General features: G+C 36.4%; 15 protein-coding genes. 5 read left to right on the forward strand and 10 right to left on the reverse strand.

All coding sequences use genetic code 11. The features are described from left to right. Positions 1-30 precede the first annotated feature (30 nt). The 4 genes from trmD (at position 31) to ACPEEM_RS11075 (ending at position 2,436) form a co-directional block, all read left to right on the forward strand. The gene (trmD, locus tag ACPEEM_RS11060) at positions 31-798 is read left to right on the forward strand and encodes a tRNA (guanosine(37)-N1)-methyltransferase TrmD (RefSeq protein WP_424402158.1); all 768 of its coding nucleotides are present in this window, start codon (positions 31-33) and stop codon (positions 796-798) included. Between the two features lie 5 nt (positions 799-803). Then, positions 804-1,154, forward strand: coding sequence for a 50S ribosomal protein L19 (gene rplS, locus ACPEEM_RS11065; protein WP_424402159.1), 351 nt, complete (start codon positions 804-806; stop codon positions 1,152-1,154). 194 nt (positions 1,155-1,348) lie between these two features. Next, entirely contained in the window at positions 1,349-2,170 is an 822-nt protein-coding gene (locus ACPEEM_RS11070) for a glycosyltransferase family 8 protein (RefSeq protein WP_424407018.1), read from the forward strand. A 29-nt stretch (positions 2,171-2,199) separates the two neighbouring features. Then, positions 2,200-2,436 carry a hypothetical protein gene (locus ACPEEM_RS11075; RefSeq protein ID WP_424407020.1) on the forward strand — a complete coding sequence of 79 codons (237 nt, stop codon included), beginning with the start codon at positions 2,200-2,202 and terminating at the stop codon, positions 2,434-2,436. A gap of 19 nt (positions 2,437-2,455) precedes the next feature. Here the strand turns inward: ACPEEM_RS11075 and ACPEEM_RS11080 are convergent, their stop codons facing one another. From ACPEEM_RS11080 to ACPEEM_RS11115, 8 genes are all read right to left on the reverse strand, one after another. Beyond that, the gene (locus ACPEEM_RS11080; protein ID WP_424407022.1) at positions 2,456-3,097 is read right to left on the reverse strand and encodes a hypothetical protein; all 642 of its coding nucleotides are present in this window, start codon (positions 3,095-3,097) and stop codon (positions 2,456-2,458) included. Between the two features lie 78 nt (positions 3,098-3,175). Further along, positions 3,176-3,571: an SMI1/KNR4 family protein gene (locus tag ACPEEM_RS11085; RefSeq protein WP_424407024.1), complete on the reverse strand. Its 396-nt coding sequence runs from the start codon at positions 3,569-3,571 to the stop codon at positions 3,176-3,178. Between the two features lie 14 nt (positions 3,572-3,585). Further along, positions 3,586-4,497, reverse strand: a complete 912-nt coding sequence (locus ACPEEM_RS11090) for an HNH endonuclease (RefSeq protein WP_424407026.1) — start codon at positions 4,495-4,497, stop codon at positions 3,586-3,588. A 12-nt stretch (positions 4,498-4,509) separates the two neighbouring features. Then, the gene (locus ACPEEM_RS11095) at positions 4,510-7,668 is read right to left on the reverse strand and encodes an ATPase, T2SS/T4P/T4SS family (protein ID WP_424407028.1); all 3,159 of its coding nucleotides are present in this window, start codon (positions 7,666-7,668) and stop codon (positions 4,510-4,512) included. A 12-nt stretch (positions 7,669-7,680) separates the two neighbouring features. Beyond that, positions 7,681-8,562, reverse strand: coding sequence for a hypothetical protein (locus tag ACPEEM_RS11100; protein ID WP_424407030.1), 882 nt, complete (start codon positions 8,560-8,562; stop codon positions 7,681-7,683). A 10-nt stretch (positions 8,563-8,572) separates the two neighbouring features. Continuing rightward, positions 8,573-10,912 (reverse strand): dynamin family protein, encoded by a 2,340-nt coding sequence (locus ACPEEM_RS11105; protein ID WP_424407032.1) that lies wholly within the window; start codon positions 10,910-10,912, stop codon positions 8,573-8,575. A gap of 15 nt (positions 10,913-10,927) precedes the next feature. Then, positions 10,928-11,908, reverse strand: coding sequence for a dynamin family protein (locus tag ACPEEM_RS11110; RefSeq protein ID WP_424407034.1), 981 nt, complete (start codon positions 11,906-11,908; stop codon positions 10,928-10,930). 45 nt (positions 11,909-11,953) lie between these two features. Continuing rightward, a complete protein-coding gene (locus ACPEEM_RS11115) occupies positions 11,954-12,844 on the reverse strand; it encodes a helix-turn-helix transcriptional regulator (protein ID WP_424407036.1) in 891 nt (296 codons plus the stop codon). Between the two features lie 339 nt (positions 12,845-13,183). Between ACPEEM_RS11115 and ACPEEM_RS11120 the strand changes: the two genes are divergently transcribed. Then, positions 13,184-14,002, forward strand: coding sequence for a methyltransferase domain-containing protein (locus ACPEEM_RS11120; protein WP_424405213.1), 819 nt, complete (start codon positions 13,184-13,186; stop codon positions 14,000-14,002). A gap of 79 nt (positions 14,003-14,081) precedes the next feature. Here ACPEEM_RS11120 and yggU read toward each other — a convergent pair whose 3' ends face one another. Further along, positions 14,082-14,378, reverse strand: a complete 297-nt coding sequence (gene yggU, locus ACPEEM_RS11125; protein WP_424402169.1) for a DUF167 family protein YggU — start codon at positions 14,376-14,378, stop codon at positions 14,082-14,084. A 32-nt stretch (positions 14,379-14,410) separates the two neighbouring features. Beyond that, complete coding sequence (locus ACPEEM_RS11130) at positions 14,411-14,977, reverse strand: YggT family protein (RefSeq protein ID WP_424405215.1); 567 nt, start codon at positions 14,975-14,977, stop codon at positions 14,411-14,413.

Below are 14,977 nucleotides of genomic sequence, written 5' to 3' on the forward strand. Positions count from 1 at the left end.
TTGTAGCATTTTGATATATAAGGATAACTTATGTTAATCGGGATTATTAGTCTATTCCCCGAAATGTTCAAAGCGATTACAGAATTTGGGGTAACAGGTAGAGCAGTAAAACAAAATCTCTTACAAGTGCAGTGCTGGAATCCTCGTGATTTTACGCATGATAAGCACAAAACAGTGGATGACAGGCCTTATGGCGGTGGTCCGGGTATGCTGATGATGGTGCAACCTTTACGGGATGCCATTTTCGCTGCCAAAGCTGAAGTGGGAGAAGGCGCGAAAGTGATTTATCTTTCGCCACAGGGACGAAAACTCGATCAAGCGGGCGTCAAAGTCTTAGCACAACATCAGAAATTGATTTTGCTATGCGGACGCTATGAAGGTATTGATGAGCGACTGATCGAAACCGAAGTTGATGAGGAATGGTCAGTCGGGGATTATGTGCTCACTGGGGGAGAATTGCCTGCCATGACATTAATTGATGCGGTGGCACGATTTATCCCTGGTGTACTAGGCAAACAAGCCTCAGCAGAAGAAGATTCTTTTGCTGAGGGATTACTCGATTGCCCACATTATACTCGTCCTGAACATTTAGATGGCTTGACTGTGCCACCTGTGCTGATGTCTGGTAATCATGAAGAAATTCGCAAATGGCGATTGAAACAATCCCTTAAACGAACATGGTTAAGACGCCCTGAGCTATTAGAAGGCCTAGCTCTGACTGACGAACAAAGCAAACTGTTAAAGCAAATTAAAGCAGAATACAGTGAATATCAGTTCAATCTAGGATTAAAAGGTTAATTATTATGAGTAACATCATTAAACAACTTGAACAAGAACAGTTAAAACAAAACTTACCAAGCTTCCGCCCTGGTGATACTTTAGAAGTTAAAGTATGGGTAGTAGAAGGTAACAAACGTCGTTTGCAAGCATTCGAAGGCGTGGTTATTGCAATTCGTAACCGTGGCTTGCACTCTGCATTCACACTACGTAAAGTGTCTAACGGTGTAGGTGTTGAACGTGTATTCCAAACTCACTCACCAGTCGTTGATAGCATCACAGTTAAACGTAAAGGTGCGGTGCGTAAAGCGAAACTTTACTACTTACGTGAGCGTTCAGGTAAATCAGCTCGTATCAAAGAGCGTTTGGGCGATTAATTCCCAGAAAAAGGCTTGGTTTTCCCCAAGCCTTTTTTATTATCTCTTCTCCTTTCTAAAATCTGTATGTCACAGTGAAAAGTGCGGTCGATATTCAGAAAGTTTTGTTGTGCAAGCATCGCCTTATTATCGATTTAAGACTACAATAACAACTTGTTTTTCTAAATTCAAAGAGAATGAATGACATGGAATATATGAATATTGTTTTATGTGCAGATGTAAAATTTACAACCCAAGTGACCACCTTAATTAAATCCATTTGTTATCATAACCGCCATGTTCATTTCTATTTACTGAATAAAGATTATCCGACCGAATGGTTTGAGGTATTAAACCGTAAGTTGAGTCATTTTGGTTCAGAAGTGTTTGATGCCAAAGTCCTTTCGGATATTTTCGCCAATTTTTCAACCTTAAGTCATATTTCTGAAGCCAGTTATTACCGCTATTTAGTTGGGCAACTTCCCCTTGAGCGTGTGTTGTATTTAGATTGCGACATAATTGTGGCAGGTTGCCTACGCACACTCTATCATCGAGATTTTGAGGAAAATACAGCTTTCGCCGTGTTTGATACCTTCTTAAACACCGTTCCGCATTCCTATAAAGAATTTCCAGACATGAAACCGTATTTTAACTCAGGTGTCATGTTGCTAAATTTAGAAAAATGGCGTGCAGACAATATTGAAGCACAGTTAATAGAATTAACGCAGAAGGCTCAAAAGGTGTATTATGGCGACCAAGATATTTTAAATATTATTTTAAAAGGGAAATGGCAACCCGCTGAAAAAATTTATAACTATCAAGTTGCCGCACGTCTTGCCTTTATGCACCACAATATGCAAGAACATATTGCCCCTGCAGAAGACTTTCAGGGCAAATCCCCAAAAATTATTCACTACACCACAAAATATAAACCTTGGTTATTACCCGTATGCGAGATTCCATTACGTGAACAATATTGGTTTTACTATCAATTAGATTGGCGAGATATTGTGGATAAGTGGACAGAACAACAGTAAACATAAGAAACAAATAAGTGCGGAGTAAAATGATCGGATCCGCACTTTTATTGATCACCTTATTCCTTTTAAAATTCCCCAGCGATATTGCCATTTTTCAAAGTGAGTTAATGGGCGATAACAAGTTTTCCCTCCGCATTTTGGGCAAGCTTCAGGAAAAGAAGGATGTTCAAAGCAAGCTGACCCCGCAGGACGAATACGATCATTCTTCCATCCACATTTTGGACAATGTGGGATTTGAGGTTGTTGTGTTGGCATCACCATAATCTTACCTCATATTGTCTGTTATTCTTTAACATAAGGATAGAAGGGTTTTCCCCAGTCAATTTCAGCATGATGTTCTAGCATAATCTGCAACATTGCTGGAATGAGTAATGCCAAAATATTGCAACCATCACGTAATTGATCACGATTGGCTTTACTGTTATAGGTTGACCCGCCATGAATAATTTGATTACGCAACGTGTAAAGACGAGAGAACATCACCGCTAAAATACGTTCTGTTTTTTGTTTTTCTAAAGCAGAAAAAAATTGCTCACGTTCAAGCATTTCAGCACGCAAATAGCTTTTTTCTGACATTTTCCCATTATGGAATTCCCAAAATGGCTGGAAAACAAATTTATTGTCTAAGAGTAAACGTATAGACTGAGAAAATCGCTTCCAAACCAAATTATAAATTTGCTTTTCGCTATCAAACCCACAAATGCGTAAGAGAAACTCATTGAATGCTGCTTTATCTTTTATATCCCCTAACTCTCTTGCATAAGCCGCATTAAATGCGATCCACAGTGAAATAAATCGGCTATCTAAATCTTGATCCTGTTCAGATTTTTTTAGCCAACTCAGAGCACGGTGGATCCTCAAACGGAAATCTTCAGATAGGTGGTGTCGTTGGGATTTAAATGTTTCTTCAATAAGTTTAAGCATAAATACCCTATAATATTTGTTAAGCAATCTTTAATGCCTAAAAAGGCATACATAAGTATGCCTTTTATTTTTAAACTATCAATATAATGAATTTAAAAATTCACTGAATGAGTTTGCTAGATATTCTACACTATCAGTTTCATGGTACCAATAAACGATTTTGTTTTCGTGAAGACATACCAAATCTCCTGAAGGAGTGCTAGCAATTGGGAGTAACTCATGTATATTTGTATCAATCTTTAGAAAGCCGAAAATATTTTCAGTATCTTCAGCATTTAGCGAAAGTAACTTTTTAAACTCACACCCTTTAATAGATGGGGTATCAAATTGTTTAAAAGATGGTCTCCCGTTATTAAACTCTTTTATAGTTTGTTTGAGATCTTCAGGAAGTATTTGTTTAACTTCATTTTCAAGTTTTGTGATAGCATTGTTATCTTTTAATGCTTTCACATATTTCCAAGTAATTTCTTTCATGTCATTCTCCTCGTTTAACGATTTTCCGAACCACCACCCCAAATAGATTTTCCACCAGTATGTCCTGTTTTAGCGTGTGTTTCTGAATCGACCAACTGCATTTTTCCAGTTTCTTCATTATGATGCCAGGTATAACCATCTGGAGTATCTCCATTCTCAATTTGCTCTAATTGTTCTTCTGTGAATTTAGAGCGTAATTCTGGATCATTATTCACTTTCTCTTTCAATTGGGCATTGCATTCTGCAAACTGCTCTTTGTCTGATGCTTGGTTCATATCCTCAGGTAACTGAACATCGCAAATAGAATCGAATATAGGGAAAACTCCAACTACTTTTTCGCCATCAGCATTGACAACAGTTTTTTCTTGGAATGGGACTCCTGTTACAGGATGTTCTTGACCCGATAGACATTCATTGCGGCAAGGTATCTTAGTAGTTTCTTCCAAATTTTCCGTTATTTGTTCAGGTAAATTGTTCTCTGTTGAATTACTATTGTTTTCTTGCTCTGTAGGTTGCGTTGCTTCAGACTCTATATTATTGTCTTGATAGAGTTTTTCAGGAATAACTTGATCTCCATCTTGTTTAATAAATACAGGTTCTATATTTAGTTCGCTATTTGGAGATTTAATACTAATCTCATTTTCAGAGTTACGCGCTTGTTCTGTTTTCTCATCTATCGCCAATAGTGCTATACCATCCCCCTTCTCAATAATGGGGAATCTTACTTCCTTTTCATCAGTTATAGGAATTATAGGTAAATCTTTTATATCGGGTAAGCTTAATGAGGAGAATTTTCCTTCATCTTCATCAATTATGGGTAAATCTTTTATATCAGGTAATTTGAACGGATTTTCCTCAGTTTTTTCTTTAGGTTGTATGTTTTCTAAACCATTTGGCTTAAGGATATTTTCTAAGTTCTCAAACATAAATATTCCTTTTTACATTATTTTTTCCGTGGATAAGTTGGTTTGTAATATAGTAGGTAAGTCATGTATTACATCAGCCAAATACTCTTGTGTTAGACGCTGGTACAAATCCACTAAATACTCAAGGTCTTTTTGTAAAAGTGAGACTACAACACCATTTTCTAGCCGAGTTAGAACATCATTTAAATAAGCCTTAAATTCAATTGGTAAGTTCGATTTTTCAATACTCTTAGCGATTTTCTCAAAATTAAGTTTTTTCTCTGGTGAGAATTTTTGTGAAAAGAGTAATTCAGCCAAATGAGAATTAAATTGTTTTTTAATATGAATTTTAGGGTCTAGTTTTTCTTGATTAACAAATAACTTTTCATCTACATCAAATTTATGAACTTGACATAGCACAGGTTCTAACCAGTCATTTTGATAGATAACAGCAACACCTTTCGGAAGTTTTGCTAGTTCTTCTAGTTGCTCTTCTGTGACTCCAGAAGCTTTACCAACCAAACGTCTATCTGCCTCATCTGGTAATCGCATAATGATTTTGGTATTTGTATTACGAATTGCGGAAATATCGACCGCACTTGGTGATTGATCCGCAATGATAAAACCCTCACCATAAGTTCGCATTTCTGCAATAGCGTTTGATAACATTTCAACAGCTTTGCCTGCTACATTTGACCCCTCACTGCTTTGTTCTGTTGAGGTACGTTTTAGAATATTATGAGCCTCTTCTAATACAGTGACGTGTTTGAGTGGTTCATTCATTCCATCACTTTCACTCATTCGATATTCATTTAAGCGCATTACTAATATACCCATAATTAAGGCTTTGGTTTCTTGCGAGCCAATACGGCTTAAATCAACAATCACATTTTCATCAAATAAAATTTTGTTATCAATTTCATCACTTGAGAAAATCTGTCCATTCAAACCATTTGTTAAAGAATTGACTCGAGTAACGAGTGAGCCTTCGTAGTTACTTCTCACTTCTTGGGAAAATGCAGAACTTTCAATTACTTTCTTCAATTGAGTGAGTAGATCAGCAAAACTAGGGAATAAATTAGGATGACGATTGTAAGAGCTTTCTAAATCCCAACCACTTGCTTTATAGGTTTCTAGCATTGCATCTTTTAATACTGCTGGCATTGCAGCATACATTGGCCAACATACGTTGAAAATCTCAACCAATCGATCAATATGTTCTAACACATGAATATCATCAGGGAATTTGAATGGATTAATTCTCAGAAGTGCTGTTTTTTTAGGGTTGGTACCGAATACCTTGACATCTTCACGATGACCAAACACATTTTTGTATTCACCTTTTGCAGGTTCAATCACCATAAATTTTACTTGATTGCGATTAAGCTCATTTAAAATTTGGTAAACCGTATTACTTTTTCCTGACCCCGTTGAACCTGTAATAAAAATATGGCTAGATAGTTTTTGTACATCTAATTCAACTTGTTGTGGTAGGTTTTGCCACAAGTGACGAATATTCCCTAGATTAACTACTTTGTCTGTTTTTTCTAATGTGCCATTTATACTTTGAATTTGACGACCAAATGCTTGTGCTTCAACAACAGAAACAGTTGAGGTAGAGCGACGTGGCAAACTCAATTGAATCGCCATTTCTTTACCAGAAACGAGGGTAGCAGGAGTGAGATAATCAATACCTAATGCTTGTGAAAAATCCACTGTTATTTTCGGATGGGATAAATTGGATAGCCAAGATAAGACTTGAGCACTTTTTTCCTTTTTCCATGTGGTTAAAGAAAAATCTTCGCTATTTGAGTGATGGCCTCTCATTAAACCTAAGAAAATACTAGCTAAAGCTCGAGAAGATACGGAAGTTTCTGCAATAAAATAAGCGGCGCTATGCCATCCACCATAACGGCGAGCTTCATCAACTCGTTCTATTTGATGATCAATTTTTTTAATTAATTGTTCTATGCTCTTATCTGTAATTTCTAGCGTCAGCTGTTTTGAACTACCTTGTGTTGTTGTATCGGAACGATTTGAGGATATTGTATTGGTCTGATTTTCGTTGGTTGCTTTACTTTCAGACTCAGAAAAAGAGGTGCCAGTCGTTTTACCATTTGCTTCAGAATAAGACGTCCCCTTTGTATTTGATGTGTTGGTACCATGACTTTCAGATTCTGATAAAGCACCTGCTATGGTATTAGCCAAGAATCCTCCAACTGCAGCTCCTGATTGCTTAGCAATTGCAAATCCAATCCCCCCACCTAGAATAGGGGCAGCAATTGTTACAACTTTAGAAAGCGTGGTTTGTGAAGATGTTGAATAGGATGTCCCTTCTGTATTGCTTTCATTTGTTCCGTGAGTGATGGTTTTTGTAGAACTTTCATTTGTTCCTTTGGTTTCGGTTAAACTTAAACTTGTTCCTAAAGATTTACTGATGCTGTCACCAATGCTAAGCCCAACACTTTCACTTTCATTTTCACCAAAAGAAAGAGAATGTTTCAATAGAGGAGAAATCTGGGTGGCAACACCTTCATAGCCTCGTTGAATTAATTCCAGTTGAGGTGATGAGATTGGGCTAGCTAAAATAAGGGCTTGATAAGTCTGACCTTCAGCAGCATCAATAAAATGTTCCAATCCTTGCATAAAATGTTCTCTTTCTTCAACGGAAAGAGAGGGAACCCCTGTAACCGCAGTAATGGATGGGTGATGTTCACTATTGCTATGACGTAAATTGTACAATAATGACTCTATGGCAGAGACATTCGTTAGTTGGCTACCCGCAAAGTGTCCTTTAAAAACTTGCTCTAAGAGTTTACCTGCATCAGCGCCTGATAATTTTTTTGCCTGTCCTCTGATACCCAGATAAATATCTGTTGTTTTTCCATCACTTTTGAGCAATAGAAAAACACTATAGCCAGCAGAACCCAAAGCTGTATAAGCAGCGGTTAAGCTTTCCAATGCAGATTGCTTATTTTCTAGCACAATACGCTCTATTTTGAAAATTCTTACGTCAGCATTGGCATTAATGATTTCGGCTGGAAATGCCTTCAATAATTGCAATGAGTAATGACCTAATTCTGAAATATAATTTTTATTTAAGAGCATTTGTCCATTTGCCAGAGACATTAATGCAGATTGAAGAATTTCATTTTGTTTAACAAGTTGTTGAGTTGCGATGGGGGTAGTCATAATTTCTCCTACTTATTTGAAAATGGCAAATAATGTTGCAAATAGTGCTAGTACAGCACCTCCAACTAATAATAGTTTGCTGATACCTCCATTCTCAGAATGATCTTGCTCCTCAGTAGGTTGAGCTGATACCCTTTCATCCATATTCACTTTTTTAAGATGAATTTGTTGAAAATATTTATCACCTCGGAGCATAAGTGCCTCGCGAACATTCACTAGATGTAACAGTCTTTCGAACGTAAAATTTCTGTTTAAATAGACTTGTTGTAAAGAGAAATAATCGCTATTCCAGTTTGCTTCATTTTTATCAATGTCTTTAACAAAAACAGATCTTTCTTCTTCTGCAAAAATCTCAGGTTTTGTTTGCCAAACATACCAAATAGATTTCGCAACTTCTTCAATTCCTAAGCGTCGATTATTTAAAAGTGACATGAGTTCTGTGCGAATATTGTTTACATCCCCATTCGAAAGGAACGAAATTAAGCGAATATTGGGTTTAAAATCTGTTAAATCAATTTTGCCAAAACGTGGTTTGGGATTCTTTGTTTCCGATTTTTCTTTTTCGAAAGTTTGTTCAGTTTCAATCGTACTTCTCGTTGTTGTATCTGTTTGAATAGGTATTGGTTCAGTAGGAAACATTCCTTTTGCTTGTAAGTGCTTTTTGACTTCAATTAAATGACTTGCTAGTTCTTTTGAAAAATTATATTTCTCCAAATCAATGAGTTTTTTAGCAAAGTATTGAGATGACCAGCGATGAGGATGGGACTCAATTGAAACAAAATCTGGTTTAAAAGGCTCAAAAGCATTTTGTTGAACAAGTTGCTCAACTTGTTGTTCATTTTCTGAAATAGGCACTTGGCTATTTTTAATAGATTGAATAAGCTGTTCTTTCATTTTTTTCCACCTATAATTTCAATACTGCCTCTAATTTATCTGAGAATTGTTTAATTTGAGCTAATTTTTCTTTGGCTTCTTCAGCTTGTGCTCTTACTTTTTCTTTATCTGCTAATTTTTCGGTTAATTCACTTAAAATGGCCTCAAATTTAATTTGGAACTCTTGATTCATAAAATCTTTAAAAGCAATTGCATAAGTTTTGACATCTTGCTCTAGTTTTTTTCTGGCAGATGATGTTAAGTTATTGAAATGCAGGGATATTTCATGCTCTCGATTCCACCATACTTCCTCTAAATCGACCATTTCCTTTTGGCGTTCTTCGTAAATATCCACTTCTGTATCACGCCATTCGTAGATATCTTTGCCCTTAAACCAACGCATAGGATTGATAATCCATCTTTCGTCTACTTTAACTTTTTTGGATTCTGTTCTCGTGCCAGTTTTAACTTTTTCGGTTATAACATCAATTTCATTGTCGTTGAGACCTAGATTCGTAAATTGAGCTAGATTGGATACTTGATTTTTTAAGCCGTTAACAATTGGCATCGGAATGTCTAAATCTTCGAATAAGTCTTTTACATAATCGTGAAATATGTGAGTTATTTTATTTCGTGTAATTTCTTGTCCTTCTCGTAAAATACTATCTAGCCTGTTTATTAACGTATCAGTTTGGAAATTGATGTCTTCCGTTAATTTATTTAAGAGTCTTACTGCCTGTTTTTTGGTTACTTCAGAACTATCATCTACAAACCTTTGCTGAAATTGAAAGACTTGTGTTCGAATATTACTTTCTTCTTCATCAAAAAGTTCTAGCGTTTTATGAGGCATTAATTCTTCAGGAGTAATAATCTCATCCAGTTTGATTTGTGTTTTGGTACTGATATCTTTACTATTCTTGAGTAAATTTATTTTTGCCTCAATAGTGTCAAGCTCATCTAAATAAGACTGTAAATCAGCTTGTAACTGAGATTCTTGTCCTGCTATTTCAATAATTTTACGTAATGCTTGATAAGCTCTATTTACTCGATTTGGAAAGTTATATTTATCAATATATTCATCGATCATAGATTCAATAGCAGGTAAACCACTACGGGCTAAGACAGTAGGTAGATTTTTATCTTTTAAATTTTGACGTACTGAACTTGTTAGTGGCATATATTGGATGAAATCCATAGACTGTTCTTCCATAAACAAGTCTTCCATAGCTGCCAAATCGTTACGCTCTTTGCGAGTCATTTTATCTGGCGTTGAATTTCTTTTACGTAATAGACGAGTTAAATTAGCGGATACTGGGTAAATTTGCGGATTATCAATGCCATTATTGAGCAGATATTCTTTAACGCGATTCAAGGCTTGCTCTACATTTTCACCAGACTCAGGATCAAACTGATCCATTTTATTGACAACAAAGATAAAGCGATCCTTCGCTTGCTTACCGCCTTTTTGCATAATTTTAGAAATTTCACTCAAGACATTTTGGTCATCGTAAGTGCCTAATTGTGTTGCATTAAGCAAGTATAAAATTAAAGGATTACGTTGTGAGTCTTGAATATAGCTCATTGTTGTGCGGCTATGTTCAGGATCTTGGCTGTTATTTGGTCCCGGAGTGTCTGTGAGAACTAAACGCACACTTTCGCGCTCTTTAATGCCTTGAATATTTCCGGTTAATTTTATCAGTTTTGTGTCAGGTTTACTGTTCCATTCTTTTAACATGTCTAATGTAACAATTTGCAAACCATCAATTTCTTCCCCTTCTTTATTAATTCGGGAGCCTTCAAAATGCCCAACTTTCATATTATCGTTATCGGTAATTTGAGCAATAGTTGCTGTTGTTGCCTCATTGGCTGCTGGGAGTAAATCACAACCTAACATTGCATTAATTAGTGTTGATTTGCCCGCAGACATTGTTGCAGCAACATAGACATCAAAATCTTTATTAAGGGCAATTTTAAGATTGCTTTGTAATTCAGCTTTAGAATTTTGGAGTTTTTCTGCAAAAATAGGGTGTTGTTCAGCTTCTTCCATTAGGTTCTGAATTTTTTTCAAACGACTTTCACTATTTTCAGATTTAATCCAATCAAGGCTAATTGACATACCTTGAGTTTTAGCAATATTTGCTGCCTCTTTTATATCAAGATAATCCGCCTCAACACCTTCAAAAACTACATCAAAGTGATCATCTCCATTGAAGATGTTATGTAGCATTGGGAAAAAATTTTCCACCCAACGCTGTAAACGTTGTTCACGAATATTTTCGAAAGAAGAAATATTGTCTGGTGTTTCTCCATTGACTCTGAATTCGGTTTCGATAGTAAATGGATTGTGTGCGATATAAATTGAATTACTCATTTTTATTCCTTTTTATTAGTTGGTTATATTTTTTTGATATGGATGTGATTTTAGTTTGTTTTGTAAAATTACAGAAATTATTCCAAATCCGCTGTGCATGTAACCTTTTATTAGGTTTTTATTAGATATTTTTAGCCCATTTCTTACATTGTAGAAATACATCTTTTTATTTTTTAGTTTTTTTATCTTAGAAATTGATTTTAACTTTATATCAGCTGGTGCTTCTGATTTTATGATAAATTCATAGCTTTGATTTTCTGTAAGATTCCTTAATTCGGCTAACTGTGCTCTAGTTATTTTTTCTTTATTAATAACCTTTTGGCAGATTAGAGCTTGATTAGCTGATGTAGGTAGAATAATAGGGTCAGTGAAACCAATATTCATTAAATATTGTTTTGTGTTATGTATTATTTTCTCTATGCTTTCTCCTTTTTCTTTATCTAGCATGTCAGCTTTATTTATTAAAAATATGATTTCTTTTTCTTTATTTCTCTTAAATGACTCTTGGATTTTTTGAAGTAGAGAATAATCGTCGTTGACACCTAATTGTGTAGCATTTAATACATATAGAATTAATCCAAAATTACCATTTTCAATTACTTCCATTGTTAATTTTTCATGATTATCATCTTGACTATTATTTGGACCCGGAGTGTCATAAATAACAATATCCATTGCATCATTATGTAGGGCCTCGATATTTCCCTCTAAATCAATTGTTTTTATTTCAGGATCTGCATTCCATTTTTTCATAATGGAGGCATCAATTTGATGAGCTTCATCTAATAGCTCATTCTTATAAGAATAAGCATTGCCAGAAAAATAAGGTAAATAGTCTTTATCGTGAATTCGTGTGATAGTTGCCGTTGTCGCCTCATTTGCGGAGTGCAGTAGCTCTTTTCCGATGAGTGCATTAATGACAGTAGATTTTCCCGCACTCATTGTGGCAATGACTACAACCTCATATATTGGTTTTGTATTTGTTATATTAGGCATTTGATGTCCTTTCAAAAAATTTACGTATGATACTTTATTGCTAATCTAAGAATTAATATATTCCTTTAACCTTTCCATCAATTTCCCCTGCAATCCCTCAGGGCTAATTACCGTTAAATGTGGGATCCAATATTGGACGAGGGGGAGAATTTCCATTTCGTTGATGTGTTGGCATTGTAGTAATAGGCTGCCGTCGTCGAGTTTTTTTAATATTTCTTGATTCGGGAGCAAATTACGTCGTTGGAAATACGGGGCGGCTTTGGCGGCAACTTTAATGATCACTTCGCTAAGTTGGTTGCCATGAGAGATGCTGTCGCTACATTGGATTTTTTGTAAAAAATCTGGATTGGTTTCAAAATGTTCGTTTGTGGCGATCGGAGTTCTGATTTGGGTAAAACAAAAGGTTTTTTCTTTGTTATTGTCTAAGCCGATAACATACCAAATGCCATTTTTATTGATTAAGGAATAAGGTTCTAATTGGTAGGTTTTGCTGACTTTTTCATTGGCTTTGGTATAGAAAAACTGAATTTTCTTTTGTTGTTCAATGGCGTGTTGAATGGTTTTGAAATTGTGTTCATAAGGCTTGATATTTTCGTATTGAAAGCCTTTTACTTGCACACTTTGGAGCAAGTTGTCTTGGTAAAATCTGCGATCGATATGGGGAAACAATTCTTGCACACTGGCGAAACGGGCGAAGCGTTGAATGTCAGTTTTGTTGAGAATGCCTAATTGGTTGAGATCAATGCTGTAATAGCCATTGCTTTTTTCTTTCCATTCTAGAAAGGCAAGGCGTTCATTCAGATCTTTTTGAATGGTACGTTTGCTGATTTGAAATTCATGTGCTAATGCGTCAATGTGTAAACGTTTGCCTTCAATGAGGTGTTGTAAGATGGTGGCGAGTCGCAATGCAACACGCTCGTGTTTATTTTCTGACATAACTTTTCCTTGTTATTGAATTTTCCTAAACTATACACACTGGAATGGCACGGTTGTTTCGTTTTTGTAAGTAAAAAAGGATTTTTTGTAAAGTTAAGTAAAATTTTGTTAGGGTGGCATATTAACGTTTTTTGGTTAGAAATAAAACAGCATTTTTTGATTTTTGTGATCTATTTTTTCTTTTTTATAAATATGATCATATGACGTCTCTTTTTTGAGAAAGGGCATTGTGATCAGGGGAAAGGGTTTACCCATTCATTGCACTTTGTGGGTTGGTGGTGTGAATTTTTTCGATGTTAGCTTGATTTGATGATGAGATGAAAGGATTTAAGGGTGGCTATGAAGAAGCAAGAGACGTTACAAGATGTGGATTTTGCACAGCTTTATCGTAATCATTTTCAACTTGCCTCAAGGCAGCCGAAGACGGCACAGGATTGGGATGAAAAAGCGGCAAAAATGCAACACTCGGATTTTGATTTGCATAATCAATATGTTCAACACTTTGTGCGTTGTATGACGTTGTCGGGCTGTGAGAGTTTGTTGGATGTTGGTTGTGGTGGTGGGGCAATTTGTCTGGCTATTGCACCGCACTTTAAGCAGGTTTATGGCTTGGATTATAGTGAAGGGATGTTGTCCTTGTTGCAACAACGGGCAGAAAAATTAGGGTTAACGCACATTCAGCCACTGTGTAAATCTTGGGAGGAGAATTGGGATGATGTGCCTGAGTGCGATATTTGTGTCTCTTCTCGCTCTTCGATGGTGGCGGATTTAGATGAGGCGATTGATAAGCTCAATGCGAAAGCCAAAAAAGCGGTGTATATGACGATGCTTGTGGAGAGGGAATTTATTGCACGAGAGATTTTGCAATATATTGGTCGCAATAACGTGGGGTTTCCCAATTATATGTATGCGTTAAATTTACTTCATCAGAAAGGTTATTATGCCAGTGTGGATTTTATTGAAACGGGGTGTGGTTTGTTGCCACCAGAAAAACAGGATGAAGCGAGTTTTATTCAATGTGTGCAATGGTCAATAGGGGAGTTAAGAGTGGAAGAGGTTGAGAAATTAAAAACCTATTATGCGACACACCCAGATTTGACTTCCGCACGCCCTACAAGGCAACGTTGGGCATTTTTGAGTTGGAAGAAAGAGCAATAAAGTGCGGTGGTTTTTAAAAAAGTTTTAAGCGACAAGCACGTTTGAAAATAAGCCATTGACTTATAAAGCTGGCATCCTCTTAAAGAAGCGATAAGAGGATTTCGGGAATGACTTTGGGATTGGGGATCAAAACTTGTTTATGGCGATTGAGTTCGCCTTTTTCTAACACAATGCGGCTTTTTGGCACTTTAAATGCTTTGCTTAAGAATTTGAGCAAGTGAGCGTTTGCTTGCCCGTCAATGGGTGGGGCGGTGAGGGTGATTTTGAGTTCGTTGTCATGCAGTCCAACAATTTGATCTTTACTGGCTTTCGGTTGCAGAAAGATCCGCAACCGTAAGTCTTCACCTTGTTTTTCTACCGCAGATAATTGTGCCATGCCTGAAAATGCCTTCTAAACTGACCGCACTTTTAGTAACTGGCGAGTGCCCAATAAATGCCAAAGAGGTCATTCAGCACACTATTTAGGAAGAATAGGGCAAAAGCTAGCACCATCGGTGAGAAGTCGATCATGCCTGTGTTAGGTAAAATACGTTGAATAGGACGCAACAGTGGGTAAGTGAGTTGTGCGAACACTTCTTGGGCAGGGTTGCTGCCACGGTTAAACCAGCTCATGATGGCACCGATGAATAAAACATAAAACACCGCTTTGCCGCAGGTTCGCACGAGGGTGAGAAGGCCGACAAAGACGTAATCTAAGATTTCTGCATTGGCGATGAAAAGTTTCCCCACGACATGAGCAAGTGGGAATTTAATGCTGAATAAGATAAAAGCTAAAATCAGTGCCGCCAGATTGATATTTTTAATGGTGGGAATCACGGCACTGATTGGTGCTAATACGGGTTGTGTGATTTTGACTAAGCTTTGTGAAAGCGGGTGATAAAAATCTACACGACGAAATTGAAACCATGCACGTAAGACTAACAACAGCCCATAAATATCAATAAGCATAAATACGAATAATTGTAATGAATTCAT

This window comes from Pasteurella pantherarum, from assembly GCF_049670885.1.
Taxonomy (GTDB): Bacteria; Pseudomonadota; Gammaproteobacteria; order Enterobacterales; family Pasteurellaceae; genus Pasteurella.

Coding starts and splice junctions, on each gene's coding strand:
- trmD (WP_424402158.1), top strand. CDS start 31: ATGTTAATCGGGATTATTAGTCTATTCCCCGAAATGTTCAAAGCGATT.
- rplS (WP_424402159.1), top strand. CDS start 804: ATGAGTAACATCATTAAACAACTTGAACAAGAACAGTTAAAACAAAAC.
- ACPEEM_RS11070 (WP_424407018.1), top strand. CDS start 1,349: ATGAATATTGTTTTATGTGCAGATGTAAAATTTACAACCCAAGTGACC.
- ACPEEM_RS11075 (WP_424407020.1), top strand. CDS start 2,200: ATGATCGGATCCGCACTTTTATTGATCACCTTATTCCTTTTAAAATTC.
- ACPEEM_RS11080 (WP_424407022.1), bottom strand. CDS start 3,097: ATGCTTAAACTTATTGAAGAAACATTTAAATCCCAACGACACCACCTA.
- ACPEEM_RS11085 (WP_424407024.1), bottom strand. CDS start 3,571: ATGAAAGAAATTACTTGGAAATATGTGAAAGCATTAAAAGATAACAAT.
- ACPEEM_RS11090 (WP_424407026.1), bottom strand. CDS start 4,497: ATGTTTGAGAACTTAGAAAATATCCTTAAGCCAAATGGTTTAGAAAAC.
- ACPEEM_RS11095 (WP_424407028.1), bottom strand. CDS start 7,668: ATGACTACCCCCATCGCAACTCAACAACTTGTTAAACAAAATGAAATT.
- ACPEEM_RS11100 (WP_424407030.1), bottom strand. CDS start 8,562: ATGAAAGAACAGCTTATTCAATCTATTAAAAATAGCCAAGTGCCTATT.
- ACPEEM_RS11105 (WP_424407032.1), bottom strand. CDS start 10,912: ATGAGTAATTCAATTTATATCGCACACAATCCATTTACTATCGAAACC.
- ACPEEM_RS11110 (WP_424407034.1), bottom strand. CDS start 11,908: ATGCCTAATATAACAAATACAAAACCAATATATGAGGTTGTAGTCATT.
- ACPEEM_RS11115 (WP_424407036.1), bottom strand. CDS start 12,844: ATGTCAGAAAATAAACACGAGCGTGTTGCATTGCGACTCGCCACCATC.
- ACPEEM_RS11120 (WP_424405213.1), top strand. CDS start 13,184: ATGAAGAAGCAAGAGACGTTACAAGATGTGGATTTTGCACAGCTTTAT.
- yggU (WP_424402169.1), bottom strand. CDS start 14,378: ATGGCACAATTATCTGCGGTAGAAAAACAAGGTGAAGACTTACGGTTG.
- ACPEEM_RS11130 (WP_424405215.1), bottom strand. CDS start 14,977: ATGAATTCATTACAATTATTCGTATTTATGCTTATTGATATTTATGGG.